This is a genomic window from Candidatus Roseilinea sp. NK_OTU-006 (assembly GCF_012931985.1).
In the GTDB taxonomy this organism is placed as follows: Bacteria; Chloroflexota; Anaerolineae; order J036; family Brachytrichaceae; genus JAAFGM01.
Window position 1 is genome coordinate 1 of sequence record NZ_JAAFGM010000107.1, and the last position, 2,621, is coordinate 2,621.

Genomic DNA, 2,621 nt, shown 5'->3' on the forward strand with positions numbered 1-2,621 from the left:
AGGAATTCGACGATGTCGCTGCCCTTTTCTGGCAACACCGTGATCCGTAACCAGCGATTCTCAAGAATCAAAGCTTCAAAACCGCGCCATGTGACCTGATCCATCAAACGCGGCCCTTGCTTGCGCAACCGATCACGTTTCATGCCAGAGTGATCCTGAACGTCTTGATTTCGAACGGCGCAGCCGAGAAATGCAACCGCGTGTCCTCTACGGAGAGCGCTTGGACGACGTTGCCCATCAGGTCGGTCTCGTGCGCTGCGGCGATCGGCCACTGCAAATTGATCTTCCCTTTGGCATGATTGCCCTCGGCCTCCACGACGCGCAGCACCAATTGGTCACGATCAACAAAGATTGCGTGCACAGTCACATGGTCCGGCTCTAGCGCCATAAAGCTGCCGTGCGATGGCAATGCACCTGCGTGCGGCGTCACCTTGCGCACGATCAGCGGAGCATTGAAGGCCATGCCCGCGTGATACACCTGTGCTGCGCGCCAGTCGCCCGCATGCGGCAGGATAGCTTGCTCGAAGCGGTGCAGAACGCCGATCTCGAAGCCGAGTTCGTCGCGAGATTGCGCGCTGTAGCCGCCAGCCTCGTAGCTCACCACCTTGACGCATTTCATCAGCGACGAGGTGAGCACGCTGCCGTCCAACGAGTGGCCTGGGATGCCGCGGTTGAGCAGTGCGACGCCGCGTTCACCGTCGCTCACATCCACCCAGTTCTGCGCCGGGTACTCGCCTACAGGCCGATCAAGCGCACCGAATGGGATTTCGTAAGTGATCCGCGGCTGTTTGAGATTCAGCGGGAAGACGTTGCGATAGCGTACGAAGCGCTGCTGGTTCACCAATTCGGTCTCGAGTTCCACGCGCGGCAGGCCAGCATACAGCCGGATGCGAGTCGTGTATCTGCCGTCGCCGAACGGGCTGCGCACCCCAAGCTCAGCCATCACCGGCCCGCCCGCGGCCCAGCCCTGGCCGCCATACTGATACGTGAACGCCGCCTGCCCGCGCGGCGGCACCGGATCAACCAGAGGCTCGGTCGAAGTAATCGCGCCGCGCAACGGGCCGTAATACTCCCAGGGGTCGCCCTGGTCTTCCTGGCGGCACACTGATGCGAAGCCGTGCTCGTGCGAGCTGTCCACGACGTCCCACGCCAGGCCGCGCAGGATCAGGCTCTGGATCGCCCCGGTACGCAGATTGGCGCGCACGTCAATCAGGCTATTGCCCATGCGGCCTTCGTCCGGCGTGAGCATACCGGTGACCATACCCGGGCAGCCCTGACTGCCCATCGGCACCACCCACAGGTCGGTTGTTGGCTGTCTTAGACCCTCGCCCGAGCGGACGAAGTAGGTGCGATAGCCCAGCGCTGGCACGCGAGCAATGAAGATCAGATCGGCGCACTTGATGCTGCCATCGGGGTGGCGCTTCAAATTCTGAATTTGCAAAGGAATGACCTCGCCCTCGTCGTCGAAGAGCGCCAGTGACTCCCAGCGCTCATGCCCTAGGCCGATGGTGATGCGGGCAACGTCCGTTCGCGCCTGCGCCAGTGTGTTCATCACCACCAACGGGATGCCCTCACCGCGCGTGTCAATCTCCGCCGTAAGTGCGTCAAATGCGCCATCGATCACCGCGTTGGCGTGATCGGTCGCACGCTTGAATCGCGCGATGGCACTCTCGTAGGTCGCGTCGAGGTGGCTGCCGCAGATGATGTCGTGAAACTGGTTGAACAGCACCGGCTCCCACGCTTGCGCCATCGTGTCCACCGGTTGGCGATGCCGCGCCCAATTGATCGCTTGCAGCGTTTCAGCTGCGATGAGCTTGCCCTCTGCCTCGCGGTTGTGCTGCTTGACGGCGATGCGCGCCGCATAGCAGCCGGTGAATACCGGGTTGAGGTCGCCCGATATCTCCGGCAGGCCGTCCGCCGGCTGAGCGGCGAAGTACTCGCTCGGCGTCGCCATGACCAACTCGACCTCGCTCTGAGACGCGTTGAATTGGCGCAGCACCTCGGGCAAGTGCTGCTCGGGCGCGCTGATGTCCATGCCCGACAACACCATGAACTGGCCGTTGTAGACATAGGGCGCGATCAGCGATTGGATGCGCTCGATCATGTGCTTGAAGCCCGGCAGATTCGCCGGCGCGTTACTGATGAGGGCATAGGTGTGCGGCATCCACTCGCAGCGTAGGCGCGTGCCGTCAATGCCCACCCACTGAAACGCCGCCGGGCTGTCGGGCGCCGGGCCGCGCTGCATAACATAGACGTCGAAGCCAGCCCGGCGCATGATCTGCGGGAGTTGCGGGTGATGCCCGAAGCTATCCAGCATCCAGCCGATGGTAGATTTTCTCCCGAAGGCCCGCTCGAAGTAGGCCCGCCCATACAGAATCTGGCGCACGAACGACTCGCCGCTGGGAATGTTGGTGTCCGGCATGGCGTGCATGTCGCCCACCATTTCGAGTCGGCCCGATGCCACGTGCGCCGTCAGGCGCGCCATCTGCTCCGGGTACAGCCTCGCGAACCCCTCGACGTAGCAGCGCTGGTCGAGTACATAGCGATAGCTCGGGTCGCGGTCGAGCAGATACAAGGCATCCAGGATATTTTCAGACCCTGCAGTGGGGTTCTGAAAATAT

General features: G+C 62.5%; 1 protein-coding gene. It reads right to left on the reverse strand.

Annotation, left to right across the window (positions count from 1 at the left end; translation table 11 throughout):
• Window positions 1-139: 139 nt before the first annotated feature.
• Window positions 140-2,621, reverse strand: a 2,482-nt coding sequence (locus GXH28_RS15875; protein WP_206156899.1) for an alpha-mannosidase, incomplete at its 5' end; no start/stop codon positions are given.